The organism is Rhodococcus sp. APC 3903, assembly GCF_030407755.1.
GTDB classification, from domain to species: domain Bacteria; phylum Actinomycetota; class Actinomycetes; order Mycobacteriales; family Mycobacteriaceae; genus Rhodococcus_F; species Rhodococcus_F erythropolis.
Genome location: NZ_JASDCV010000005.1, coordinates 311,150 through 333,931 on the forward strand (window position 1 = coordinate 311,150; position 22,782 = coordinate 333,931).

Consider the following 22,782-nt stretch of genomic DNA (forward strand, 5'->3'; position numbering starts at 1 on the left):
CACCGGCCGTCACAACCGCGGGTCGACCGGCTCCGATTCGAGAGCCAACACTGCGAACACGGCCTGGTGCGCTCGCCACAATGGTTCACGGTCGACGAGCCTGGATACCGCCTCCATGCCGAGCGCGTACTCGCGCAGCGCCATCGACTGCTTGTGTCCGAGGTTGCGGTTACGCAATCTCGCAAGCGTCGACGGTTCGAGGTAGTCGGCACCGTAGATCAATCGCAGGTACTCCCGGCCGCGAACCTTGATCCCCGGCTGAACCTTCGCGTTGTACCCCCGCGGTCCGTGAATCTGATTCGCCAGCGGTTTGACGACCATCCCCTCACCACCGTCACCGGTGAGCGACTCCCACCACTTCGTCGCTTCGGACACCGAGTCTTCGGAACCGAGATCGACCACCAGGCGACGTGTAGTGGTAAATCGACTCGGGTCGGCCGCGGCCAGGCGGTCCGAAATACCCAGGTGCCATTCGTGATCCCGTTCCCCGTACGACTTGCCCTCGGCCGCCAGAATCTGGAACGGCGCGATGGTGACGCCGTCCAGTCCGTTCGTCGGCCACACGTACCGTCGGTACGCCTCGCCGAAGCGCTCGATACTGGCGGCCCGAACAGTTGTCTGTTCGAACATCTCCGCCACGTCCAGGCCCCGCGACCCGGCCCGCGCCAACACGGCCTCGCGAGCTGTGAGGTCTGATCGCCCGGCCGCCGCGACCGACGCGTACTGCGAGCGCAGCAGACCTTCCGCTTTGACGTTCCACGGCAACAATTCGCAGTCGAGGAGCAGCCAGTCGGTGCCCAACTCTTCCCACAACGCAGCGGAGGTGACTGCGGCGGCGATGTCGTCGATCAACTGCTGAGTCAGGTCGTCGTCGAAGAACTGGCGGCCGGTGCGGGTGTGCACCATCCCGCTGAGCGCATCCGGTGCGTCGAAGCGGGACTGAGCAACCGATCGATCACGGCACACGAGCACCACTGCCCGCGAACCCATGTGCTTCTCTTCGCAGATCACTGTTCCGATTCCGCCGGCCCGGTATGCGTCGAACGCGGTCGACGGGTGTTCCAGATAATCATCGGATTGGGCGCTCGCGCAGGGCGCCATGGTCGGCGGTAGGTACCGCAGCCATTGCGGCGCGACGGCGAATCGGCTCATCACTTCCAAGGCGCCGGCAGCGTTGTCGGTGCGAACGGACACTCGACCGCGCAGTTCGGTGTCGACGCCGGTTGTTTCGAGGACGTCGGCGAGATCGAGCACATCCGGATCACGAGTCGGCGGTGCCAGCGGTACCACCGGCTCGTACCAAACCTGCTCCGCCGGAACCGACACGATCTCTCGTTCCGGGTATCGAAGGGCGGTGAGGGATCCACCGAACACACAGCCGGTGTCGAGGCACGCGGTGTTGTTGATCCATTCCACCTCGTGCACCGGAGTGTGACCGTAGAGGACCATCGCTGATCCTCGGTAGTCCTGCGCCCACGGGTATCGAACGGGCAGGCCGAATTCGTCCGTCTCACCGGTGGTTTCACCGTAGAGCGCAAAGCTTCGCACTCGGCCGGACGCCCTGTTGTGGTAGTCCTCCTTGAGACCGGCGTGCGCGACAACGAGTTTGCCGTCGTCCAGGACGAGGTGCGCGACGAGACCGTCACAGAAGTCGACGACGCTTTCGCGGAACTCCGCCGACTCGCTGGCCATCTGCTCGAGGGTCTCGGCGAGTCCGTGACTCGGCGTGACCTTCTTACCGCGCAGCGCCTTGACGAGTTTGTTCTCGTGGTTACCCGGAACCGCTATCGCATGTCCCGCCGCGACCATCCCCATGACCAGACGCAGCACACCGACCGAATCCGGTCCCCGATCCACGTAGTCACCGAGGAAGACGGCAGTTCGCCCGACCGGCGGCACCGCATCGACAGCTCTGCCATCCGTCCCGAAGTCGACGGTGTAGCCGAGTTTCACGAGGAGCGTCTCGAGCTCACTTCGACATCCGTGGATGTCACCGATGACGTCGAACGGACCACGCTCGACACGCAGATCGCTGCGGAGCGGGTGGCGCAAGAATGTGGCTTCGGAAACCGCGTCCTCACCTCTGAGGATGTGAACCGAACGGAAACCTTCCTTACCCAACCCGCGGAGCGAGCGAGTCAACTGTTGGTGCTGGCGACGAATCACGTCGCGTCCGAACGTCCGATCAGAGCGTGCGTCGTTTCGTGCAGAACAGACCGATTCCGGAACATCGAGCACGACTGCCACCGGCAGTATGTCGTGCTCGCGAGCCAACGCAACGAGTCGCTTGCGCGCAGCGGGCTGGACGTTGGTCGCGTCGACCACCGTGAGGCGTCCGCGTCGCAAACGCTTGGCCGCGACGAACTCCAGCACTTCGAAAGCATCGGACGTCGACTCCTGTGAGTTCGGATCGTCACTGACCCACCCTCTGAATGTGTCACTCGAGAGGGTTTCGTACTCACCGAAGTGGCGCGCCGCAAAGGTCGACTTTCCCGAGCCACTGACGCCGATGAGTACTACCAGGGCGAGATCTGGAATCTCGTACACCGTCATGACGTTCGTGCCTCCTTCGTGAAGATTGCCATCTGTGTCGGCCCGCCGAGGACCGGATCAATTGCTCCGATAAATTCGAACTCCACGCAATAGCCGTGGACTCGGGCCGTTTCGGTTGCCCAGTCGTCGAATTGGGTCCGTGAGAACTCGAACCTGTGATCGGGGTGCCTGAACTCTCCCGCGGCCAATGCCGGATACAGCACGTTGTAGTCGGCATTCGGAGTAGTCAGCAGCACATACTGCGGTGCTGCGTCCACGAAGACCGATCTGACCAGCGCCGGCAGGCGCGCCGTATCGACGTGCTCGACCACCTCCATCAGCACGGCTGCGTCGAAGCCTTTCAAGCGTGCGTCGCGGTACGTCGCGGACGACTGCATCAAAGACACACGTTCACGCTGGACGTCGGACATTTCGGTGAACTTCAATCTGCGTTGCGCCCGTGTCAGTTCGCGCGCGCTCACATCGACGCCGACAAGTTTGTCGAATCGAGCGTGCGGCATCAGCGCCTCGAGCAATTTACCTTCGCCACAACCGATATCGACAATTGTTCTCACGTGCAGTCGCTGAAGCGTCGCCAAAACTGCGTCGACGCGAAGGCGTGCCAGCGGCGGATCCGGTCTCGGGGCTTCGATCTGCGCCTCGGCTTGTTCGGGAATCAGTCGATCGACCACCGATTCGACCAGGTCGCGTCGACGAGCCAGGTAGCGGGACATGATCAGCGCGGAATCCGGATGCGACGCCAACCACTCTCCAGCGACGCGGATCAATTTGTCTGCCTCGTCAGGTCCCACCCAGTAGTGCTTCACATCGTCGAGGACGGGCAACAGCACGTAGAGGTGCCGTAGGGCACTCTGCACCGTGTGTTCCCCGGTCACTGTCAGCGACACGAAGTCGGAGTTTCCCCACGTCGGTAGGTGCGGATCAAGCTGCACCGGTATCGCGGTCACGTCCCAGCCCAGCGGCTCGAACAGCCGACGAGGCAATTCCGCATCGCCGCCACACGGAACCACCGGAATCGAGACGGTCAACGCGAGTTCGGCTCCGACGAGTTCCGGGTGCGACTTGCACGTTCCCGTCAACGCGGTGCGAAACAGCTTCGACAGAGCAACCGAGAGTATGGACGACGCCGCATACGGCCGATCGTTGACGTACTCCCCCAGCGAAAAGTTGTCGCCACTCTTGCCGCGTCGATACCTACTCTGCACAAGTTCGATGGGGTCGACGTCCACAATCACTGCCACCGTGGTCTTTTCGGCCGTGGCCTCCGGGTACAGAACCGTGGCGGTGCCGATCGCCAAGTCGAAGCTTTGCACGCGGTCGGGATGTTTGTGCAGCAGGTAGCTCAACGCGGTCGCATCAGGAGTCTGCGGGGTCGGGGTGGACGTCAGTGTGAGTAGCACCAGGCGAATGTAGCCCGGCAAACGTCCGGGGCGCCTCCGATTTACGCGCCCGCGGCCGTCAGAACAAAGTGAGAGCTGCTCCCGCACCCACCAGTTCCCGAGGCGCCTCACGCGGTTCACTGCCAGCCGCACTGACGTCTCGATGCTCCGAACGACCACCCAACCCATGACGCTCGACCAATGGCTCGACACGGCTTGTGAGCCAACGCTTGTATTCGGGAGTGACATACGCACCCCGCCCGTACAGCTCGCGGTAGCGACGGATGAGTGCCGGATGTTCCTGAGCAAGCCAATTCATGAACCAACCCCGAGTACTCCCCCGCAGGTGCATCGGGAAGACCGTCACACTCGTCGCACCGGCTTCGGACAGTGCCTCGAACAGACCGTCGAGGTGACTGGTGGAATCGGTGAGGAACGGAATGACCGGCGCCACCATGACATTGCACGAGAATCCCGCGTCGGTGATGGCCCGGATCATCTCGAGACGCGCCCGCGGTGACGGGGTACCAGGCTCGATCTGCTTCTGAAGTGCAGCGTCGTTGATCGCCAATGACACTCCGATTCCGACGTCGACCTGCGCCGCCGCCATCTTCAACAGCGGCAGGTCCCGTCGGAGCAGAGTTCCCTTCGTCAAGATCGAGAAGGGAGTTCCCGATTCGGTCAACGCGCGAATAATGCCGGGCATCAAGCGGTATCGGCCCTCCGCTCGCTGATAAGGATCAGTGTTGGTACCCAGTGCCACTGCCTCCCGTTTCCAGGACTTTCGCGCCAATTCCTTGCGGAGCACCGCGGCAATGTTCGTCTTCACGACCACTTGGGAATCGAAATCCGCGCCGGCGTCGAGGTCGAGGTACTCGTGACTCGGTCTCGCGAAGCAATATCGGCATGCGTGCGAGCAACCACGAAAAGCGTTGACGGTGAAGCTGAACGGCAACGTCGACTCTTCGGGCATCTTGTTGAGCGCGCTCTTGCAGAGCACCTCGTGAAACGTGATTCCCTCGAACTCGGGAGTCTGCACGGAGCGAACCAACCCGGCCCGTTCGAGTCCGGGTAGCGCTCCGTCATCTGCATCCAATGCCTGACCCGACCACCTCATGGCCCCAAGTCGAACACTTGTTCTAAGGTATGTCAAGATGGAGCGAATACCCGACCGTGCCTCACCACGGCCGGGAAGTTGTTGGCAGAATTCGGGGCATGTCGAACAGAATCAATATTTCGTCCGGTTCCGAATGGGAACCCAAGATCGGTTACTCCCGTGCCGTGCGCATCGGTAACCAGATCGCAGTCTCTGGCACCACCGCTCCTGGTGAGACCCTCACAGATCAGACCCGCGCAGCGCTCGAAACTATCAAGGCAGCACTTGCCGAGGCCGGCGCCTCGCTCGACGACGTCATCCGCACTCGCATGTACCTGCGCGACATGACGCAGTGGGAGCAGGCCGCTCTCGCGCACGGTGAAGTGTTCGGCGAGATTCGTCCCGCCACGACCATCCTCGAGGTCAGCTCGCTGATCGACCCCGCTCTGCTCATCGAGATCGAGGCCGACGCGGTTCTCAGCTGATCGCCAATCCGGACATTTGTGAAATGGGCGCCTAGTCTGAGCCGATGAAACCGATGCGGCTGTATCCGTTGACGCTCGCGCTCGGCATCACCGCCGCTTTCCTCTCGCCCGGTTCTGCACTCGCAGATCCGGGCGAGAGTCTTTCGACGGCTTGCGGCAGCCAGTTGAGCAATGCCGAGGTGGGCCGGATTGCCGAACTCAGCGACGTCACGACGCTGAACGGTGCCGGACTGCCTCGGCTCGAGACCGCTGTCGAACGTCATCGTGAGATCACGTCGATCCTCGTCTCACACCACGATTGGCGAGGCTTGTTCTCCATCGGCCTCGACGCTGTCGAACACGAGGCGGTGATGCCGCTGCAGCGAGACCCTGCAGCCTTCGCCGATGACGAGTGGGCCCATTCCGTCAGCTTCGAATTGCTGCGCAGGTACCTGGTGAACGTCCATGCGGAGTTCACCGGTACTCCCACCGATCCGGCGTGGACCAACTACTTCGCCCTGACACGTCAGTGCGACGCCAGTCCAGCACGGGTTGCCATGGCCGGCTACAACGCGCATCTCACCGTCGACCTCGCTCACGCCGTCGCCACGTCCGGAACCACTGCGGAGGATGTCACCGATTTCTACAAGATCGTCGATTCCATTGCCGTCAAGGGTGGTTCGATCGTGACCCTCACCAAGGCCGAGTACGACGCCGATCTGGGGCCGCTCTGGCGGTTCTACTTCGTCGGCGAAGGACTCGACCGATTGGCCGGAAACTCGCAACCCTCGGAACTGCTGCTCCGCGCCGCCGACAGCGGATACAACACCATCACACTGGCCAACGGATTCGCCCTCCAGAATCCGCAGACACGTCCCGGCGCAGAACAGGAGATCGACGCACTCTGGCGTACTACAGATTCCGCTCTCGACGTACTCTCGCGGCTCGGTGGTCTCTGACATCTCACCCTCCGCTGCCTGAAACGGACACACCTGCGACAATGACCCCATGACGGGGCACTCGGCGGGGCAAGGCATCCAGAGTCCCGCCATGCGCCGGGTGCGAGACCTGTTGCGCGGGCCCGCAATTGTCTGCGACGGCCAGGCAACCATCCGCGAGGCCGCGAAGTTGATGACCGATGCGGGCCGCCGTGCTGTTGTGATCCCGACGGAGACAAGCGGTTTCGGAATCTTCACCGAAGGTGACCTACGCGCTCGCGTGGTAGTCGGTGGTATCGACAGCAATCAGCCGGTATCAACAGTGATGACGCCGTCAGCAGTGACAGTCGATCCGGATCGATTGGGCGCCGACGCCGTGACCGACATGCTCGAGTACGGATTGCGCCATCTCCCGGTCGTGACCGAGGCAGGCGCACTGATGGGTGTGCTCGAACTCAGCGATCTCCTGACTTCGGCCACCAATCAGGGTTTCGAACTGCGCGCAGCGCTCGCCACAGCACAGGACGACGCCCACCTCGTCGAAACAGCCCGCGCGGTCCCTGTTCTGGTGACGGAATTGGTGGCCTCACGGGTCTCACCGCTCGACATCGGCGCGACGCTGGCCGTGCTGATCGACGTGACGGTCAGGCGAGCCATCGAATTGGTGGTGGGCGGAGACGAGCGACCGGATTTCGCGTGGCTGTCGCTCGGCAGCGTCGCCAGGCGTGAAGCGCTCCCCTCTTCGGATATCGACAGTGCGCTGGTGTGGGGCGGCGAATCACATCACGAGGGAGCCGACGCCGCGAAGACCATCCACGACATCCTCGATCTCTGCGGGTTCCCTCGCGACACCAAGAACGCCGTCGCGACCCAGGCCAGGTTTGCTCGGACGCTCCCACAATGGCGCACTGCGCTGCGGAAATGGGTGTCCAACCCGTATCAGGACCAAGCCCTGGTCATGTTGTCGATGCTGGCGGATGCCCGCGTCGTCGCAGGCGATCCGGCGTTGGATCCTCGTCCCGCGGCGTTGGATCAACTGCGACTGCACCCGGCCGTCATGCGACTACTCCTTCGCGAAGCGGTCGGAGACAAGGCAAAGCTCCATTCGTTCAAGGACGTGATGACGCGTCGGACCGGAACCGTCGACCTCAAAGCCAGCGCCGTCCAACCGATCGTGAACATCGCTCGATGGGCGGGGATTTCCGTGGGCGCCCGCACGAGTTCGACACTCGAACGCCTCAAGGCTGCAGCGGGAAGCGGTTTCCTACTCGACGACGACGCCCAGGTACTGATCGAATCTTTCGAAGTGTTGCAGCAGATTCGTGTCCGCCACCAGACCGATCAGTTCGCGGCAGGTCGGCCACCGACCGACGAAGTCGTGATCTCCGAACTCACTCCGCTCTCGCGGAGCTTGCTGAGCAATGCAGTGCGCGAGGTCGCAGGTGTGCAACGACGACTCGAATATGCCGCGTCCGCGTCGGCGCTACCCGACATCGACCCGTGAATCGCACTGCGCTCGAACAGGTTCTGGCGGCGGAGCGCCTCGAAGGCTGGGATCCGAGTAACGAGCAGATCGCGGAACTCGAGGCCGTCATGATCGGGATGCTTTCTCGGCGTGAGTATTTCGAGCAGGAGTTGGCGCGAGCCGTCGGCCTGTCGTCACCAATTCCCCCGCGGATCCGCTGGCGAAGATCAGCGCCGTACGTCTATCGCGGTACATCGGTGCTCGAGAACAATTTCGACGTGCGAGATCCCGCCGCACTGCAATCACTCGAGTTCGCGGCGACCGCGCTTCGTCTGGGTGAGGCGCATCTCGGCGGCGACCTCGTACCGCACACGCGAGACACAGCCGAACTTCTCCTACTTCACCAGCACGTTTTCCAAGATCTGTACCAGTGGGCCGGACACATCAGAACCGTCGACATCAGGAAAGGTGCGGCAACGTTTGCCCCGGTCTCGGCGATTCGGAACTACCTGTCCGAGGTGGAAGAGATCATCGCCGCCGTCGATTGGGTAGCGCTCGATCACGGCGCTGCGTCGTTCGCGCTCGCATCGGTGTACTCGACGCTCAATCATGCCCACCCGTTTCGGGAAGGAAACGGGCGAACCGGAACACTCTTCCTGCACCGACTCGCCGCCGACACCCGGTATCAGCTCGACTTGTCGCGGGTGAGCAGAACCGAGTGGGTATCCGCGTCGAGGGATTCTGCGCCTTTCCGGCCCACCGGGACCCCGTCGCCTCGCCCGTTCATCGATCTGTTCAATCGCGCGCTGACTCGCTGACGAGCCCGGTGAACGGAGCGCCGCTTTGCACTATCACCACAAGCATCCCGTCATCCGAACCGGACTCGTGGATCTCGCCAGGGCTCCACAACACTGCCTCGCCTGACGCCATCGAGACCCGTCGACCGTCGTCTTCGGCTACCCAGCCCGAGCCGTCCACGACGACGTACAGCTGCCAGAGGTTCGCAGAGTGCTTCCCCAACAGGCTGTTCGGCCGACACCACGCGAAGTGACTCCTGAATTCTCCACCGTCCACCGAACGGGCGAGCTGCATCATGGTGATGTTCCGGCTGCCGTACTCGTCGGCGTCCAGGCTTCCTTGGGGCAGTGTCACGAATCGCATGGCTGAGTGTCGCTCACCTCGTCGACCTCCACAATGACCAACCCATGAATGACCAATGATGACAACCACCGCGGACTGAACACCGTTACTGCTGAGTGAGCACCGCTTCCGACACGCTGGAAGCGGTGCTCACTCGAAGAAAAGGGTGCTCACTCGACCATCAACCGGGTAGCGCGAACTCTCCTGCGTCGGACCAGCGCTGACGCTCGGCTCCGAATGCGACGGACTGCATCGCGCGGAACTCCTCGATCGAGCGCGAGTTCGACGCAAGGAACTCCTGATGCTCGGCCAGCGAGAAGCTGCCGTCCTCGATCTCGACTCCCCCGCCGCGGCCGGCCGCAGTGTCCGCGCGCAGATCCATCAGCTCTTCCGGCTCGACGGGGTACCAGGAGATCCGGTCGAAAAATCGCAGCAACCACGGAGTGCCCTCCTCGAACGGGCCCGACTTCGCGGGGTGGCGGTGATTCCACACCTGCGTCGTACGCCCGACGAACTGGTACCCGCCCGGGCCTTCCATGCCGTAGATGCAGAGGTAAGCCCCACCGATCCCGACGGCGTTTTCGGGGGTCCAGGTGCGGGCGGGGTTGTATTTGGTCGTGACAAGGCGATGACGTGGGTCGAGCGGCGTCGCGACCGGAGCTCCGAGGTAGACGTCGCCGAGTCCGAGCACCATGTATTCGGCGCCGAAAACGGTGTCGAACACGTCGTTCACGGATTCGAGACCGTTCATCCGGCGGATGAACTCGATATTCCACGGGCACCACGGCGCGTCCGCACGCACTCCGTGCATGTACCGCTGGATCGCTTCGCGCGTAGCCGGGTCGTCCCACGACAGTGGCATCCGCACAGTGCGACTGGGCACAACGAGTTCGTTGGCCGCAGGCAAGGTGTCCTCCGCCTCGGCGAGCATTCCCATCAGTTTGCCGACGGGCAGCACGTCTGGGTCGACGCGGACCTGCAGGCTGCGGATTCCCGGGGTGAGATCGAGTAGTCCGGCCGGCTTCTCGGCTTCGAGTCGCTGATGCAGTGCATGTGCACGCGCACGTAGCGCCAGGTCGAGATTCATGTCGCCGTATTCGACCAACACGTTGTCATCGCCTGAGCGCCGGTACGTGACCGCGGTGTCGCCGTCACGGCGGGCTATAACGCCGTCGTCGCCGTCACCACCGGAGGAATGCACAACCGAATTGGACGCTCGACGCGATACTCCGAGGTCACGGCGGGAGGCTGCCCGTTCGGCGCGGACCGGCACGAAGCGAATCTTGTTCCCGGGAGCCAACTGTCCAAGCTTCCAGCGATCAGCAGACACCACCGTGATCGGGCAGACGAAGCCGCCGAGGCTCGGTCCGTCGGGCCCGAGGAGGATGGGCGTGTCGCCGGTGAAGTCGAGTGCACCGATCGAATACGCGTTGTCGTGGATGTTCGAAGGGTGAAGTCCCGCTTCGCCGCCGGTGGTTCTGGCCCAGTCAGGTTTCGGACCGATCAACCGGACTCCGGTGCGGTCGGAGTTGAAGTGGACCTCGTACTCGGTCGCGTACAGCGTGTCGATGTCGGAGCGGGTGAAGAACTCCGGCGCCCCGTGCGGGCCCTCGGTCACCGCAAGTTCCCAGCACGTGTGTATCGCCGGAACATGCTCGGCGGGAACACCTCCCGCTGCGCCGCTCGCCTGTCCGAGTTTGAGAACGTCCCCCGCCCGCAAAGTCCTACCTTCGTGTCCACCGAACCTGCCCAGGGTGAAGGTCGACGCACTGCCGAGATAGTCGTCGGTCTCGATTCCGCCCTGTACGAGTACGTAGATGCGCAGTCCTGGGCCGCTGAGCGTTCCGACGTCGAGCACCGCTCCAGCGGGGACGAAAACAGGACGCCACTGACCGTGGGCGATGCCGTCGACGGTCACAGACACCGGAGCGCCCGTGACGCACACCGTGGTGTCCTCGTCGAACGTCATCGCAGGTCCGGCCATCGCGCATTCGATGCCGGGTGCGCCTTCGGGATTTCCGAGTGCGGTGTTTCCCAACCGAAACGACAGGTCGTCCATCGGGCCCGACGGTGGGACACCGATCTGCCAGTACCCGACGCGCCCTGGATAGTCCTGAACCGTCGTCAACATTCCGGGACGCACGATGGTCAGTTTTGCGTTCATTCGTCTGCCTCCGGCCGTGTGACGATCATGCGGACGGCCGTCGGATCGAAGCCGTTGCACGGGTTGTTGATCTGCGGGCAGTTGGACACGAGGACGAGCGCGTCGCGTTCGGCACGCAACGCGAGCCGCTTGCCTGGCGCAGACAGTCCGTCGACGATTCCGAGTGTGCCGTCGGGGTCGACCGGGACGTTCATGAAGAAATTGATGTTGGACACCAGGTCCCGCTTACCGAGCCCCCATTTTGCGCCCTCGACGAGGAAGTTCTCGACGCACGCGTGCTGGTGCTTGGTGTGGTGGCCGTATCGCAGGGTGTTCGATTCCTGTGAGCACGCGCCGCCGACGGTGTCGTGGTTTCCGACCTCGTCCGCGATCAGGGTCATGAGCGGAGTTCCGTCGTCACTGCGGAGCACGGATCCTGTGGTCAGAAACAGATTCTGCTGCGCTGTGACCGTCGCTGCTGCCGAGTACCGAACGCTGTGATCGTCACTGGCATAGACGAGTGTGTCGACGGCTTGATTTCCGTGCAGATCGACGATGGTCAGGACGTCGCCGGCGCGGACAACTGCGGACCACGGCCCGAACGCTTCAGCAATCTCGTCGAGGATCACCGTTCCGGGAACGAGGGCGGGGACATCCAGGGTGGTGGTCATGCGATCTCCTCCAGGTTCGAAGCCGTCCAGGCGTCTTCGGTATTGAGCACTGCGCGTTGGTATTCCGGCCCGAGATCGTCAAGGCTGCCGAGTTCGTCGGCCGCGTTCCACGCGAGCACTTCGAGGGACGTGGTGGGAAACTCCAGCGCCGGATCGAGTGGGTGCGCGGTGTTGGCGATCATCACGATGACCGGCAGGTGGATCAGAAGGTCGACCGTTGCGCCGGCGCCGGCGGAACCCGTACTGGTGAGAGCGCCGTCGGCCTCGACGCGGACACCATGGAAGAAGGACAACGGTGGCGCTATGTCCTGCGGCCCGAGTCCGTTCTTCGCGGCAGCGACGGTGAACAGTTCACGACCGGCGGGTGAGGCACTGTGCAGCGAACCCTGCCCGTACTTCGCCTCGTTGGTAGCGCGTGACGTCGTTCCACAGAACGCGTCGTGGTGCCCCGACGTGTCGGCGACCACCGTCGCGAGTACTCGCCCCTGATCGGAGAGCAACGGGTGCCCGACACCGAGATAGGCCTGCCATGGCACCTTTACGGTATCGGCGACGTTGAGACGCTCCCAGGGGGCGTCGGCGCGGTAGAGCAAGATGTTTGCACAGGCGCTGCCGACGATGTCGCAAAGTCGTAATCGGGTTCCACGGGCGAGAACCTTGGTCGTGTATCGCCCACCCGGCACTGTTTCAGCCCAGGTCAGACGTTCGGGAGCGACGTCCTCGGGCGGGTTCGGCCAGCGGGTGGCCGGCAACACCGGCATGGAATCGGTGATCGTTCCGGCTTGAGAACGGGCATGCTCACGCGCTCCGGCGGTGGTCTGAGTACTCATGGTCAGGCTCCGATCGTGACGGGATTCGGGGTGGCGCGGCCACGTGGGAAGCAAGCGACTCCCAGCCCCACGACCAGCGCTACCGTGATGGGCGCGGCCCACTGCAGAATGGGGTACTCCCCCGTAGGGTTGAAGATCTCGGCTCGTGGCCAGGACAGGTTGATCACCATCAGCGCGCCGTACACAACCGCGGCGATGTTGACCGGAACTCCCCAGATGCCCAGGGAGAAAAGCTTTTTGCCTTCGGCGTCGAACTTGGGGCCGACTGCCGTGCGAGGCCATCCCTTGAGACGCTGAACCAGCAGCGGCACGGTCACCATGAGGTAGGCCAAGTAGATCAAGATGATGCATACGCTGGACAGGGTTGCGAAAATTGCCGAGTTGCCCACGTTGACGGCCAGGACGGCAATGCAGACCAGACCGATGAGGACGGACGGCGCGATAGGTGTTCCGGTGCGGGGGTTGACCTTTGCCAGTACCTGCGAGGCAGGCAGCCGCCCGTCGCGGGCCATGGAGAACATCAGCCGTGAAGCAGCAGTCTGAATGGCCAAGGTGCACACGAACACTGCGATCGAGACGTCGATCAACAAGACCGTGCCCCACGGCGAACTCAGAATAGAGGTCAGTACGTACGGCAAACCTTCCGTCGCCAGGCGTCCGTCGGTCAGTGAGGGCGCTGCCATCAACGCGCCGAGGATCATCAAGCCGCCGCCGAGCGCGGAAGCGGAGAGTGCAAGGCGGATCGTACGAGGTGCGACGCGTCGGGGGTTGCGGGTCTCCTCGGCCAGTTCGCCTGCCGAACCGAAGCCGACCATGACGTAGGCAGCCATCAGTCCGGACATGATCCACGCCCAGGCGTATCCGGGCTGACCGCCGGCACTGCCGGTGTCGAAGACGACGTCCGGTCCGCGCTGAGCGTGGGTGAAGAACATCCCGATCACCGCGATGACACCGACGATTTCGCAGGTCACGCCTATGTTGTTGATACGCGACATCCAGTTGACGCCGATGCAGTTGATGAAGGTGGTCAGAACCAGAAGTACCGAACCGAGCAGCACGGCATTGGCAGCGCCGCTCGAGGAGGTGAGTGCACTGTCCTCACCGATGATCTGGAACCCGCTCCACACATTCGGGAGCACGACCTGCAAGGCGATCGCGGCGGCCGACGCGGTGACGATCTGAGCGAGAATCATGAACCAACCGGCGAACCAGCCGACGATTTCGCCACCCATCCGCCGCGACCACTGGTAGATGGCACCCGAAATCGGATATCTGGCAGCAAGTTCCGCGAAGTTGAGGGCCACCATGAACTGACCGATGAAGACGACAGGCCAGGTCCAGAAGAACGCCGGACCCGCGAAACCGAAACCGAGGCCGAACAATTGGAAGATCGTGGTCAGGATGGAAACGAAGGAGAAGCCCGCGGCGAACGACGCGAACTTTCCCAGCGATCGATGCAGCTGCTGCTCGTAGCCGAACTCCGCGAGGTCACCGTCGTCGTGAGGCGAAGAGGCGAGTGCGGATGCGGTGGTGGGCTGCGCAGCCGGGGTGGTTGCACTCAACGGCGTACTCCTTCGGCGAAGCGATTCAGAGGCGAATAACTGTCGATTGATAGTTTTCGCGAAATCCACTCGCCGCAGGTGACGCCCGCGTATACGATTCGCCTGATTCTGTAACAGGCTCGTTGAGTACGTTTCGAGCACGTGACCGAATGCTCACAGCGACGGCCACCCCGCATGTAAGGCCAGAGCCTGCCACTATGGAAGGCGTGACCAACGCCGGCCCCGGACGACCCCGCCTGACCGCTCGCCGACGCCCGGGTGGGACTGCCCGGGCGGAGATCTTGGATGCAGCCGCTGAACTGTTCACCACCCGAGGCTTCGCCGCGACGTCGACACGCCACATCGCCGAAGCAGTCGGAATGCGTCAGGCGTCGCTGTACAACCATTTCGCCACCAAGGACGACATCCTGGTTGCACTGCTCGCCGACACCGTGACTCCGGCGCTGGACTTCGCGGAGAATCTCAGGCCACTCGGCACCTCACCCGAGGTGAAGCTGTACGCGCTTTCGTACATCGACGCGGCCCAACTGATCACCGGACGGTGGAACCTCGGCGTCCTCTATCTCTTACCGGAACTGAGAAGCGACAGGTTCATGTCGTTCCGAGCCGATCGCGATCGGCTTCGCGAGCAATACCGGGCCCTCGCCCAGGCAGTGCTCGACGCGATTGACGATCCAGCATCAACTCACCTGGCCGAGCTTCCGTTTCGCCTGGTGGAAAGCGTGATCAGCGCGCGAGCCGACGCACTCGAAGGCACCCCGATCCCCGACTCCGCCGTCATCGCCGGGTCGGCACTGCACATTCTGGGGTGGCGCCAGGATCTTGATCCCATCCACACGGAAGCAGCAGAGCTCATTGCGAACGCAGAAACGTCGAAATTGTCCGGGGCTGCATCAGCTCCGGACAATTTCGACGCAATGAGGACCTAACGGCCACGAGACTAGACCGAGAGGGACTGTCCCGGGAAGATCAGGTTGATGTTCGGGACCTGGCTGGCGAGGTTCTCGAGCGAGATGCCGTGTGCAGCAGCGATCTTCGACAGGGTGTCGCCTGCCTTGACCACGTAGTTGCCGCTTCCGGTGCTTGCTGCCGGAGCCGACTCGACGGAAGCCTCAGCGGTGACGGGGGCTGCTGCGGCCTCGTAGTTGCCTGCGGTGGTGCCGGTGGTCAGGTACTGACCGCAGACGGGCCATGCGCCGACGCCCTGGCCTGCGAGAACGTTCTCGGCGACACGGATCTGCTCAGACTGGCTGGCGTTGGCAGCGTTGCCCGATCCACCGAACGCGTTCCAGGTGCTCTGCGTGAACTGCAGTCCGCCGTAGAAGCCGTTTCCGGTGTTGGCGGCCCAGTTACCGGAGGACTCGCAGTTTGCGACTCCGGACCAGTCGTGGCCGGCTGCCGAAGCGGTGCCGGTGCTCATGGCGAGCGGGATTGCGACGACTGCGCCTGCGGTTGCAACTGCGCCGAGGGCGCGCTTGAAGGTGATGCTGGTCATTGGGTAAATCCTCTCCGCTACCGCGGACGAGGTCGGCCCGGACGCTTTCACGTCTCGTCGATCGACTCGTCTTTTTCACTCCTGCCCCGCGAAGGTTTCGGGAGTACCGGACCCGCGGGGCAGAAGCACGCAGTTGCGGGTCGGTGTTTGCCCGGTAGTTTCGGGCTGTCAACGACCGTAGGCGATGGTCACGGATTGGTCACGGGGCAGTTTTCCGGCACTGCCGTACCAGATTCAGTCGAGATTCAAGAAATAACCACAGGTCAACTAGTTGATTCGAGCTTCAACCATACCGATCGTTATCCGTCCGTTATGTGGCAACCGTCACTGCAATTTTGTGACCCACCGCACCGAAACAGGCCGTGTCGGAACGCAAAACAGCCCCATTCAGATGTTAAGAGAGTCCTGGCAACGAGCAAAAACCAACCGCCCCAATCATTATGGAGAATGAACTGGTGATCGTCGCAGTAGAAGGACCCAGCGCCGCCGGCAAGACCACCTGGTGCCGAACCCAACTCGGTGGACAAACGGCAGCGGAAGGATTCGTCGCCGAGTATCAGCCCACGGGGCGCGAGCCGGACGGCACGGATCTCGACGTCCAGGCAAGTTACTGGGCAACCGTCAATTCGAAGCGATGGTCGCAAGCGGAAGAACTCGAATCGAGAACCGGGATCGCGCTCTGCGACAGCGACCCGCTGAAACTGCACTACAGCTGGTGTCTCGCCGCGGTGGGCGCCGCACCTCGGGAGCGATTCGAGTACGAGCTCGAGGCAGTCGAGACGGCTTTTACGCGCCTCGAACTGGGTCTCGCGGATCTGACCGTCATCTCGATACCGTCACCGAAGCAACTTCGACTGCAGCGCGAAGGAGACCCCAGCCGCCGACGACGGCATTTCGAGCTTCACGCGGCGCTCGCCGAGCCGCTCACCCACTGGTACTCGGCGGTGGACAGTGTGGATCCAGGTCGCGTTCTGTGGGGCTTCCCGACACTGCTCGATCTTTCGCGCTGTCCCCCACCTCGATCGGATCGCAGCGATCCGGGCCTCCTGCGCGCGATGATCAACGAGTTGCCGCCACTCCCCAGGTAGCAAGCGGCTGCTCGATCTCAGCGCGCTCGTTCGACCCTGGCCTCGTCCCACACCGGAGACTCGCTCTCGTACACGTTCCCGTCCGATCCGAATACCAGGAACCTGTCGAACCCGCGCGCGAACCAACGATCGTGGGTTACCGAGATGACGGTGCCGGCAAACTGTGCGATGCCCTGTTCGAGCGCGTCAGCCGAATGAAGGTCGAGGTTGTCGGTCGGCTCGTCGAGCAGCAACATCGTGGCGCCGGAAAGCTCGAGGAGCAGAATCTGCAGGCGCGCCTGCTGTCCGCCGGACAGGTCGTCGTACTTCTGTTCGGCTGCTTGGGACAATCCGTAACGGTCGAGCGCGCGGCTCGCCGCTTCACGCCCCATTCCGTTTCGGTGTTCGTCGCCCATGTGCAGGATCTCGAGCAGCGTGTTCCCGGTCAGATCAGGCCTGGAATGGGTCTGCGCAAACAATCCGGGACGTACCCGGGCACCCAGCGTCGCAGTACCCCCGTGCTCGACCGGGGCGATGTCGAGCGCCTCGACGGGCAGATGCTCGGTCCCCGGATCGGTCCCACCACCCGCCAAGAGACGAAGGAAATGTGACTTCCCGGATCCATTGGAGCCCAGCACGGCAACCCGATCTCCGTACCAGATCTCGGTGTCGAAAGGCTTCATCAATCCGGTCAGCTCGAGATCCTGACATACCAACGCGCGCTTGGCGGTTCGCCCGCCCGCCAGCCGAACTGTCACCTTCTGCTGAAGTGGAATCGCTTCGGGTGGCCCTGCCTCCTCGAACTTCGCCAACCTGGTTTGCGAGGCGTGATACCGCGCAGCGACGCCGTCGTTGAACTTGGCCTTTTCACGCAATCGCAGAACCAGGGCACGCAGTTTCGCGTGCTCCTCGTCCCAGCGTCGACGCAGTTCTTCGAATCGAGCGTTGCGATCCTCGCGGGCCTGGTGGTAGCTGGCCAGCCCAGCGCCGTGGGTCCACGACGTTGCGCCGCTGATTCCGGGCTCGAGCGTCACGATGTGGGTGGCCGCGTTGGCGATCAGTTCGCGGTCGTGGCTGACGAACAAAACCACTTTCGACGATTCCGAGATCGTCTTTTCCAGCCATCGCTTGCCCGGAACATCGAGGTAGTTGTCCGGCTCGTCCAGCAGGAGTGCGTCGTCGGGCCCAGCGAACAGTGCTTCGAGAACCAACCGTTTCTGCTCGCCACCGCTGAGCGAGTTGGCCGCGCGCCACTTCGCACGGTCATAAGGAACACCGAGAGCCGCAGTAGTGACCTTGTCCCAGAAGTCTTCGGTCTCGTAGCCGCCCACATCGGCCCAATCGGCCAGCGCGTGCGAATATTTCATTTGAGTTGATTCCTCGTCGCGCTCGATCATCGCGTTTTCTGCCGTATCGAGCGCCAGTGCTGCATCCCGGATCCGCGCCGGAGAGACGGACAACAGAAGATCGCGCACGGTGGACTCGTCGCGAACCTGGCCGACGAATTGCCGCATCACGCCCAGTGTTCCGGATCGAGTGACAGCTCCCTCGTCGGCGACGGCGTCTCCGGCGACAATCCGAAGCAATGTCGTCTTACCAGTCCCGTTGGGCCCGATCAGTGCAGTTTTTGCACCGTTTCCGACCCGAAAGCTGACACCGCTGAGCAGTTGTCGACCATCAGGAAGGAAGTAGTCGACGTCGGCGATGTTGAGGTGGGTCACGCTCTCAAGGGAACCCTACCCGCGGCGATCTGCCAAACCATTATTCCTGCCTTCGGTGTCGAGTTCACGACCGTCATGGGATCGTCCGACCGCATCGAGCGCCGCCAGATATCCGAAAACCATTGCGGGACCGATAGTTGCACCTGGACCGGCATAGGTATGACCCATAACCGGCGAGCTGGTATTACCTGCTGCGTAGAGCCCGTCGATGACCGAACCGTCGGCGCGCAACGCTCGCGCGCGAGCGTCCGTGTTGATGCCGCCTTTGGTCCCCAGGTCTCCGGGCACCATCTTCGCGGCATAGAACGGACCCTTCGTGAGTTCTCCGAGGCTGGGGTTGGGCTTGTTGGTGCAGTCGCCGTAGTAGTGGTCGTATCTGCTTGTCCCACGGCCGAAGTCGCGATCGACTCCGTCGCGCGCGTGACTGTTGAATCGTGTGATGGTCGCGGACAGCGCATCGCCCGGCACTCCGATCTCGGCAGCGAGTTCGGCAATCGATCCAGCTCGCACGATCGCACCCGATTCGATCCACGACCGAGGTATCGGCCTGCGCGCCGGCACTCCCGCGAACAGGTAACGGTCACGGTACGTCTGATCGAAGATCAGCCAAGCCGGGATGTTTTCAGCGGGTCCTTCACCTCGGCCGTACTTTCCGCCGAACATGGCGTGCGCGGCTTCGACGTAGGGAAGCGACTCGTTCATGAAGCGCTGACCGCTGGCGTTGACCATCAGGCTTCGAGGCAACGAGCGTTCCGCCAAGGCGAACCACGGGCCTTTGGGCAGCGGAATCGACGGGGCCCACCACGCGTCGTCCATGTACGAAATTGCCGCGTCGACGCGTAGAGCTGCACGGATACCGTCTCCGGTATTGGTCGGTGCCCCGAGAGTCCACTGCGCACTACTCGGCCGGCGCTGATACTCGCCTCGCATGTCGTCGTTGTTGTCGAACCCGCCGCACGCGAGGATGACACCGCATCGAGCGTGCATGGTTCTCTCCACTCCCCCGGACTCGAGTCGCGCACCCACGACACGATCATTGTCGGTAACCAAATCCACAAGCCTCGTTCCGAGCTCGACCGTCACTCCGGCGTCCCGAACTCCGAGCATCAGTTCCGCCATGAGCGCCGGCCCGAGCCCGATCAGCTTCTTCTTCCGAGCTTTTGCGACCAGGGATCTCGTTCCCACCCGAAGCATTCGCACCGGCCCCCGCCAATGCCGAACCCCCGTGCTCAGCCAACGGTAATCAGATTGTTGGACAACCATGTTGAGCGGCACCTTCATGTACGGCGGATGAAGGGTCGCGAGATCGTCGCCCAGAGCTCGCGCGTCGAACGGGCGCGGCTCGCACGAGCGGCCGCTTGCAAGTCCTCCAGGTGCCTCCGGAAAGTAGTCGGAGTAACCCTTCACCCATTCGAGCTCGAGTGCGGAGTGCCGAATCAGGAAATCGAGAGCTTCCGGGCCTCGATCGATATACGTGTCGATGCGGTCGGTGTCTGCATCCTCTCCGACAATGCTCTTCAGATATGTTCGCGCAGAGTCGATATCATCCGCCGGCGCCTCGCGGCGAAGTATCGAGTTTCCCGGAATCCACACTCCGCCCCCGGACCGGGACGACGAACCGCCCCAGTACTCCGACTTCTCCACGAGAATTGTCGAGAGTCCGTTGCGTGCTGCAGTGATGGCTGCGGACATGCCGGCAGCCCCCGATCCCACAACGATCACATCCACCACTGGCACATCCACTACCGAGAGCTCGGAGTTTCGAGAGTTTTCGTTCATCACTGGTCACGACCTTTCGTGTCATCGTCATCCTGCGTGCGCCACCGGGATCCCTGAACCGCGTCGAGTGCCCCCTCGACGCACACGGGAAGTGATGCCCCACGCTTCTGGGGGTTACGTATCCATTGCCGATAGCCGAACTCCGCCGCCGCCAACATCAAGTGAACGAGTAGTCCTGGTCGGCTGTCATTTTCAGGATCGAGTTTCATTCGTTGTGCCACCAACTCCACCAACCGATCACGATGCTCGGGCGCGATCAGCGCGACTCGATCCATCAGGTGCGGCGCGGTGCGGAACGCTGCTCGCCACTGATCGATCTCCGCGGACTCGAAAGCATTGGAACGCTCGAGGATTGCCCGCGAGATCGCAAGATCAGCCGACTCAGATGCCGGGCGATCCTCGAGCAGTGTCACGATCCCGGCACCGCCCTGCCTGACCGGGTCCAACAGCAGATCCTCTTTGTTACGAACGTGCCGGAAGTACGTACTCGCCGACACCCCCGCTGCTGCCGCAATCTGCTCGGTGGTCACATCCTCGAAACCGTCACGCGCGAACAGATCGAATGCCGCACGTTGAATGTCTGCTCGCACCTGCAACCGTTGTCTCTCCCGTAGTGACATCAGCAACGTCCTCCCGCCTCGGCCGAGATCCGGCCATTCTCGATAATGCGAGTCTCACCTATTGTGACAGTCACTGTCAATATCCAATTCTCTGTCAGATATCAGCAGACCCCGGCATTTCGTTGACAGGGCATTCGATGCCACGACAAGCTTCGAAGATGAAACGATGGTTCGCGGCGGGCTTCGGAACGGCGATCGTCTCGCGATCACTTCTGCGCAAAGCACTCATCTTCAAGTTCCGACGCGACGTACGTGCACTCAATTCCGGCAACTACCGGCCGCTGTTGAATTCCTATCACCACCACGCGGTGCTCAGATTCGCAGAGGGTGATCATCGGTGGGCAGGAGTGCATGCCGGACGGGACCAAATCGAGGCGTTTCTCCAGGAATTTGTCGACGCGGGGCTTCAAGGCGCGGTCACCGAAGCGTATTTCGGTGGTCCGCTCTGGCGCATGACACTGCTCGCCCGTTTCGACGACCGAGCCCTTGGCCCGGACGGCGCCGTCATCTATCAAAATCGAACAGTGCTTCTCGTTCGAACCAAGTGGGGAAGAATCGTCGAGCAGGAGGACTACTACGAGGACACCGCCAGAATCGGTGACTTCGACAGACGGCTCCGCGAAATCGAAGCCGGACGAGCCTGAGGCACAGTCGCGGAATGACAGACGTCAGGATTGACCGCCACCGGAAACTATCAGCATTCCTGTCTTCCCAGAACGATGTCGAACTGGCCCGACTGGTCGACACCGCTCGAGTCTCGAGCGTAGGCGTGGGCGGCGCCGCAGGACTCGTCGGTGTCTGCGAAAACAGGTTCGACAGCGTTCCGGTATTCACCAAACGCATCCCACTGACCGAACAGGAACTCGCCGACGTGGGCTCTACTTCCAACCATTTCGACTTGCCGACGTTCTGCCAGTACGGCATTGGGGGCCCGAGCTTCAACGCCTGGCGAGAGTTGGCCGCGAACGTCATGGTCACCGAAGCCGTTCTGGCCGGCGAAACACAGTCGTTCCCAATGCTTTACCACTGGCGAGTGCTTCCCGGTCGATCGCCGGCTGCACCCGAACACGCCGACATCGCTTCCGTTCCCACCGCCTGCGCCAGTAGTGAAGCGCGGGTCCGCCTCGAAGCACTCGCCACTGCGCCGTGCAGCCTCGTACTGTTCTGCGAGTACATCGCACACCCGATCTCGGATTGGCTGCAAGACAACCCGGCCGCCAAAGCTGCCGAAGTCGAGCGACAGTTTTCGGAGATCGTGGCGTTCTTACGCGATCGACAGTTGCTGCACATGGACGGACATTTCGGCAACATGCGCACCGATATGGAGCGGATCTATCTCACCGACTTCGGACTGGCCACATCCCCACACTTCGACCTGTCGACTACCGAACATGACTTCGTCCGGCGCCATGCCACCCATGACGCCGACTACGCCGCCATGCTTCTGGTCAACTGGCTGGTCACCGAGGTCTGCGGAGTGCCGAGACCGAAACACGGCGGACCAGTCGCCCGCAACCAGTACGTACGACGATGCGCCACAGGTCATGTCCCAGGTGATGTGGCACCGGAGGTGGCCGCGATCTTGACCCGGCACGCGCCCGCCGCTGCGAGAATGAACGACTTCTACTGGCGATTGTTCGACGGCGACTTCGACGCGCCCTACCCTCATGCCGCGGCAGTTCCGACTTCCGGTCGAGGACAGGGTTTTCCCTGAACTGCCGTCTTCACATCTCAGGGTCCATGTCATCCTCCGGACCGATGTGCTGGTCAGCGCCGTAAGGCACAGTTCTCCTCATGATTGAACTGAGGGGATTGACCAAGGTTTACGGACCGACGAAAGCGGTGGACGATTTGTCGTT

20 protein-coding genes are annotated in these 22,782 nt (G+C 62.6%); 8 read left to right on the top strand and 12 right to left on the bottom strand.

Features of this window, described 5'->3' with window-relative positions:
- Nucleotides 1-9: 9 nt before the first annotated feature.
- The 3 genes from QMA15_RS09780 to QMA15_RS09790 are packed head-to-tail and all read right to left on the bottom strand — an operon-like array spanning nucleotide 10 to nucleotide 5,049.
- Nucleotides 10-2,553, bottom strand: coding sequence for a polynucleotide kinase-phosphatase (locus tag QMA15_RS09780; RefSeq protein ID WP_084325908.1), 2,544 nt, complete (start codon nucleotides 2,551-2,553; stop codon nucleotides 10-12).
- Entirely contained in the window at nucleotides 2,550-3,974 is a 1,425-nt protein-coding gene (locus QMA15_RS09785) for a 3' terminal RNA ribose 2'-O-methyltransferase Hen1 (RefSeq protein ID WP_279163850.1), read from the bottom strand. Before QMA15_RS09785 ends, QMA15_RS09780 begins: the two co-directional genes overlap by 4 nt.
- A 37-nt stretch (nucleotides 3,975-4,011) precedes the next feature.
- Nucleotides 4,012-5,049: an Rv2578c family radical SAM protein gene (locus QMA15_RS09790; protein ID WP_279163849.1), complete on the bottom strand. Its 1,038-nt coding sequence runs from the start codon at nucleotides 5,047-5,049 to the stop codon at nucleotides 4,012-4,014.
- Nucleotides 5,050-5,147: 98 nt separating this feature from the next.
- Between QMA15_RS09790 and QMA15_RS09795 the strand changes: the two genes are divergently transcribed.
- Genes QMA15_RS09795 through QMA15_RS09810 form a run of 4 tightly spaced genes read left to right on the top strand, consistent with a single transcriptional unit; the run spans nucleotide 5,148 to nucleotide 8,713 of the window.
- Nucleotides 5,148-5,513 (top strand): RidA family protein, encoded by a 366-nt coding sequence (locus QMA15_RS09795; RefSeq protein ID WP_019748335.1) that lies wholly within the window; start codon nucleotides 5,148-5,150, stop codon nucleotides 5,511-5,513.
- Between the two features lie 44 nt (nucleotides 5,514-5,557).
- Nucleotides 5,558-6,451: a DUF5995 family protein gene (locus QMA15_RS09800; protein WP_019748334.1), complete on the top strand. Its 894-nt coding sequence runs from the start codon at nucleotides 5,558-5,560 to the stop codon at nucleotides 6,449-6,451.
- A gap of 49 nt (nucleotides 6,452-6,500) precedes the next feature.
- Nucleotides 6,501-7,934 (top strand): putative nucleotidyltransferase substrate binding domain-containing protein, encoded by a 1,434-nt coding sequence (locus QMA15_RS09805; protein ID WP_223257836.1) that lies wholly within the window; start codon nucleotides 6,501-6,503, stop codon nucleotides 7,932-7,934.
- The gene (locus QMA15_RS09810) at nucleotides 7,931-8,713 is read left to right on the top strand and encodes a Fic family protein (protein ID WP_021344194.1); all 783 of its coding nucleotides are present in this window, start codon (nucleotides 7,931-7,933) and stop codon (nucleotides 8,711-8,713) included. Before QMA15_RS09805 ends, QMA15_RS09810 begins: the two co-directional genes overlap by 4 nt.
- Here the strand turns inward: QMA15_RS09810 and QMA15_RS09815 are convergent.
- The 5 genes from QMA15_RS09815 to QMA15_RS09835 form a co-directional block, all read right to left on the bottom strand.
- Nucleotides 8,691-9,056: an AraC family ligand binding domain-containing protein gene (locus tag QMA15_RS09815; RefSeq protein ID WP_019748331.1), complete on the bottom strand. Its 366-nt coding sequence runs from the start codon at nucleotides 9,054-9,056 to the stop codon at nucleotides 8,691-8,693. The genes QMA15_RS09810 and QMA15_RS09815 overlap by 23 nt on opposite strands.
- Before the next feature lie 160 nt (nucleotides 9,057-9,216).
- Nucleotides 9,217-11,199 carry a 5-oxoprolinase/urea amidolyase family protein gene (locus QMA15_RS09820; protein ID WP_029255307.1) on the bottom strand — a complete coding sequence of 661 codons (1,983 nt, stop codon included), beginning with the start codon at nucleotides 11,197-11,199 and terminating at the stop codon, nucleotides 9,217-9,219.
- The gene (locus QMA15_RS09825; protein WP_269577242.1) at nucleotides 11,196-11,849 is read right to left on the bottom strand and encodes an urea amidolyase associated protein UAAP2; all 654 of its coding nucleotides are present in this window, start codon (nucleotides 11,847-11,849) and stop codon (nucleotides 11,196-11,198) included. Before QMA15_RS09825 ends, QMA15_RS09820 begins: the two co-directional genes overlap by 4 nt.
- Nucleotides 11,846-12,679 carry an urea amidolyase associated protein UAAP1 gene (locus QMA15_RS09830; protein WP_141487319.1) on the bottom strand — a complete coding sequence of 278 codons (834 nt, stop codon included), beginning with the start codon at nucleotides 12,677-12,679 and terminating at the stop codon, nucleotides 11,846-11,848. The genes QMA15_RS09825 and QMA15_RS09830 overlap by 4 nt, the downstream gene beginning before the upstream one ends.
- A gap of 2 nt (nucleotides 12,680-12,681) precedes the next feature.
- Nucleotides 12,682-14,241, bottom strand: a complete 1,560-nt coding sequence (locus tag QMA15_RS09835; protein WP_042951823.1) for an amino acid permease — start codon at nucleotides 14,239-14,241, stop codon at nucleotides 12,682-12,684.
- Between the two features lie 197 nt (nucleotides 14,242-14,438).
- On the opposite strand from QMA15_RS09835, the gene QMA15_RS09840 reads away from it, so the two are divergent.
- Nucleotides 14,439-15,170, top strand: coding sequence for a TetR/AcrR family transcriptional regulator (locus QMA15_RS09840; RefSeq protein ID WP_113683597.1), 732 nt, complete (start codon nucleotides 14,439-14,441; stop codon nucleotides 15,168-15,170).
- Between the two features lie 11 nt (nucleotides 15,171-15,181).
- Here QMA15_RS09840 and QMA15_RS09845 read toward each other — a convergent pair whose 3' ends face one another.
- A complete protein-coding gene (locus QMA15_RS09845) occupies nucleotides 15,182-15,736 on the bottom strand; it encodes a transglycosylase family protein (RefSeq protein WP_019748325.1) in 555 nt (184 codons plus the stop codon).
- A 440-nt stretch (nucleotides 15,737-16,176) separates the two neighbouring features.
- Here QMA15_RS09845 and QMA15_RS09850 point away from each other — a divergent pair, with 440 nt between their 5' ends.
- A complete protein-coding gene (locus QMA15_RS09850; RefSeq protein WP_279163847.1) occupies nucleotides 16,177-16,824 on the top strand; it encodes a hypothetical protein in 648 nt (215 codons plus the stop codon).
- 17 nt (nucleotides 16,825-16,841) lie between these two features.
- On the opposite strand, the gene QMA15_RS09855 is transcribed toward QMA15_RS09850, so the two are convergent.
- The 3 genes from QMA15_RS09855 to QMA15_RS09865 are packed head-to-tail and all read right to left on the bottom strand — an operon-like array spanning nucleotide 16,842 to nucleotide 20,923.
- Entirely contained in the window at nucleotides 16,842-18,524 is a 1,683-nt protein-coding gene (locus QMA15_RS09855) for an ATP-binding cassette domain-containing protein (protein ID WP_020969548.1), read from the bottom strand.
- Between the two features lie 15 nt (nucleotides 18,525-18,539).
- Complete coding sequence (kstD, locus tag QMA15_RS09860; protein ID WP_269577244.1) at nucleotides 18,540-20,303, bottom strand: 3-oxosteroid 1-dehydrogenase; 1,764 nt, start codon at nucleotides 20,301-20,303, stop codon at nucleotides 18,540-18,542.
- Complete coding sequence (locus tag QMA15_RS09865) at nucleotides 20,303-20,923, bottom strand: TetR/AcrR family transcriptional regulator (RefSeq protein WP_269577245.1); 621 nt, start codon at nucleotides 20,921-20,923, stop codon at nucleotides 20,303-20,305. Before QMA15_RS09865 ends, kstD begins: the two co-directional genes overlap by 1 nt.
- Before the next feature lie 158 nt (nucleotides 20,924-21,081).
- On the opposite strand from QMA15_RS09865, the gene QMA15_RS09870 reads away from it, so the two are divergent.
- The gene (locus QMA15_RS09870) at nucleotides 21,082-21,567 is read left to right on the top strand and encodes a hypothetical protein (protein WP_279163846.1); all 486 of its coding nucleotides are present in this window, start codon (nucleotides 21,082-21,084) and stop codon (nucleotides 21,565-21,567) included.
- Nucleotides 21,568-21,581: 14 nt separating this feature from the next.
- The gene (locus tag QMA15_RS09875) at nucleotides 21,582-22,637 is read left to right on the top strand and encodes a serine/threonine protein phosphatase (RefSeq protein ID WP_269577247.1); all 1,056 of its coding nucleotides are present in this window, start codon (nucleotides 21,582-21,584) and stop codon (nucleotides 22,635-22,637) included.
- The last annotated feature ends 145 nt before the right edge of the window (nucleotides 22,638-22,782 follow it).

What these genes read in the sequence shown, in the direction of transcription:
- QMA15_RS09780 (WP_084325908.1), bottom strand. Translation starts at nt 2,553, where the DNA reads ATGACGGTGTACGAGATTCCAGATCTCGCCCTGGTAGTACTCATCGGC.
- QMA15_RS09790 (WP_279163849.1), bottom strand. Translation starts at nt 5,049, where the DNA reads ATGAGGTGGTCGGGTCAGGCATTGGATGCAGATGACGGAGCGCTACCC.
- QMA15_RS09795 (WP_019748335.1), top strand. Translation starts at nt 5,148, where the DNA reads ATGTCGAACAGAATCAATATTTCGTCCGGTTCCGAATGGGAACCCAAG.
- QMA15_RS09800 (WP_019748334.1), top strand. Translation starts at nt 5,558, where the DNA reads ATGAAACCGATGCGGCTGTATCCGTTGACGCTCGCGCTCGGCATCACC.
- QMA15_RS09805 (WP_223257836.1), top strand. Translation starts at nt 6,501, where the DNA reads ATGACGGGGCACTCGGCGGGGCAAGGCATCCAGAGTCCCGCCATGCGC.
- QMA15_RS09815 (WP_019748331.1), bottom strand. Translation starts at nt 9,056, where the DNA reads ATGCGATTCGTGACACTGCCCCAAGGAAGCCTGGACGCCGACGAGTAC.
- QMA15_RS09820 (WP_029255307.1), bottom strand. Translation starts at nt 11,199, where the DNA reads ATGAACGCAAAACTGACCATCGTGCGTCCCGGAATGTTGACGACGGTT.
- QMA15_RS09825 (WP_269577242.1), bottom strand. Translation starts at nt 11,849, where the DNA reads ATGACCACCACCCTGGATGTCCCCGCCCTCGTTCCCGGAACGGTGATC.
- QMA15_RS09830 (WP_141487319.1), bottom strand. Translation starts at nt 12,679, where the DNA reads ATGAGTACTCAGACCACCGCCGGAGCGCGTGAGCATGCCCGTTCTCAA.
- QMA15_RS09840 (WP_113683597.1), top strand. Translation starts at nt 14,439, where the DNA reads ATGGAAGGCGTGACCAACGCCGGCCCCGGACGACCCCGCCTGACCGCT.
- QMA15_RS09845 (WP_019748325.1), bottom strand. Translation starts at nt 15,736, where the DNA reads ATGACCAGCATCACCTTCAAGCGCGCCCTCGGCGCAGTTGCAACCGCA.
- QMA15_RS09850 (WP_279163847.1), top strand. Translation starts at nt 16,177, where the DNA reads ATGGAGAATGAACTGGTGATCGTCGCAGTAGAAGGACCCAGCGCCGCC.
- kstD (WP_269577244.1), bottom strand. Translation starts at nt 20,303, where the DNA reads ATGAACGAAAACTCTCGAAACTCCGAGCTCTCGGTAGTGGATGTGCCA.
- QMA15_RS09865 (WP_269577245.1), bottom strand. Translation starts at nt 20,923, where the DNA reads ATGTCACTACGGGAGAGACAACGGTTGCAGGTGCGAGCAGACATTCAA.
- QMA15_RS09870 (WP_279163846.1), top strand. Translation starts at nt 21,082, where the DNA reads ATGAAACGATGGTTCGCGGCGGGCTTCGGAACGGCGATCGTCTCGCGA.
- QMA15_RS09875 (WP_269577247.1), top strand. Translation starts at nt 21,582, where the DNA reads ATGACAGACGTCAGGATTGACCGCCACCGGAAACTATCAGCATTCCTG.